1 protein-coding gene and 1 riboswitch are annotated in these 1652 nt (G+C 69.8%); the gene reads left to right on the top strand.

Features of this window, described 5'->3' with window-relative positions:
* A riboswitch (ZMP/ZTP riboswitch) is annotated at positions 1 to 80 on the top strand. This riboswitch is flagged as partial in the annotation.
* A gap of 29 nt (positions 81 to 109) precedes the next feature.
* Positions 110 to 1558 (top strand): glycine hydroxymethyltransferase, encoded by a 1449-nt coding sequence (locus VFF46_RS09430; RefSeq protein ID WP_325036666.1) that lies wholly within the window; start codon positions 110 to 112, stop codon positions 1556 to 1558.
* Positions 1559 to 1652: the final 94 nt, after the last annotated feature.

Genomic DNA, 1652 nt, shown 5'->3' on the forward strand with positions numbered 1-1652 from the left:
CCGTGTCGCGACTGGCGCGCTGAAGGTGGAGAACCACCGGGGAGCGAAACCCGTCGGCACCGTGCGCCTGGGTGCCTTCGACCCACTGCAAACCGCAGGAGAGACAACGATGACTCAAAGCTTCGACGCAGCCGCGGCGTCGGCCGCGTACAACAACGCGCTGCAGGTGATCGCCGCGGTCGAGCCGACCATCGCCGGCGCGATCCGGGCCGAACTGGCCGACCAGCGGTCCTCGCTGAAGCTGATCGCCAGCGAGAACTACGCCTCCCCCGCCACCTTGCTGACGATGGGCAACTGGCTGTCGGACAAGTACGCCGAGGGCACCGTCGGGCACCGCTTCTACGCCGGCTGCCAGAACGTCGACACCGTCGAGCAGGCCGCCGCCGACCACGCGCAGGCGCTGTTCGACGCCCCGCACGCGTACGTCCAGCCGCACTCCGGCATCGACGCGAACCTGGTCGCGTTCTGGGCGATCCTGGCGCAGCGGATCGAGTCCCCGGCGCTCGCCGAGGCCGGCGCGAAGCACGTCAACGACCTGTCCGAGGAGGACTGGACCAAGCTCCGCAAGGCGCTCGGCGACCAGAAGATGCTCGGCATGTCGCTGGACGCCGGCGGTCACCTGACGCACGGTTTCCGGCCGAACATCTCCGGCAAGATGTTCAACCAGCACTCGTACGGGACCGACCCTTCCACCGGTCTGCTGGACTACGACGAGGTGGCGCGGAAGGCTCGTGAGTTCAAGCCGCTGATCCTGATCGCCGGCTACTCGGCGTACCCGCGGAAGGTGAACTTCGCCAAGATGCGCGAGATCGCCGACGAGGTCGGCGCCACCCTGATGGTCGACATGGCGCACTTCGCCGGCCTGGTCGCGGGCAAGGTCTTCACCGGCGACTTCGACCCGGTGCCGCACGCGCACGTCACCACGACCACCACGCACAAGTCGCTGCGCGGCCCGCGCGGCGGCATGGTGCTGTGCCAGCCGGAGTACGCCGAGTCCGTCGACCGCGGCTGCCCGATGGTGCTCGGCGGTCCGCTCAGTCAGACGATGGCCGCGAAGGCGGTCGCGCTGGCCGAGGCACGGCAGCCGTCGTTCCGGACGTACGCGCAGGCCGTCGCGGACAACGCGGTCACGCTCGCCGAGGGCCTGATGAAGCGCGGCGTCAAGCTCGTCACGGACGGCACCGAGAACCACCTCGTCCTGCTCGACGTGTCGTCGTACGGCATCACCGGCCGGCAGGCCGAGTCGGCGCTGCTCGACGCGGGCATCGTGACGAACCGGAACGCCGTACCGCGGGACCCGAACGGGGCCTGGTACACGTCCGGCGTCCGGATCGGTACGCCGGCGCTCACCACGCGCGGGTTCGGGGCCGACGAGTTCGACCGGGTGGCCGAGCTGATCGTCGACGTACTGTCGTCGACCACCCCGACCACCACGTCCGCGGGCGCCCCGTCGAAGGCGAAGTACGTCCTCGCCGACGGCGTCGCCGACAAGACCAAGGCCGCCTCGGCCGAGATGCTGGACAAGTTCCCGCTCTACCCGGGCCTCGAGCTCAGCTGATCCCTAGCCGACCACCGGCTGCCCGTCCTCAGCTTGCTGGGGGCGGGCAGCTCTTTTCGGCATCAGTACGGCGGCGAGGATCGCGCCGGCGTAC

The organism is Kribbella sp., assembly GCF_035655035.1.
GTDB lineage: Bacteria > Actinomycetota > Actinomycetes > Propionibacteriales > Kribbellaceae > Kribbella.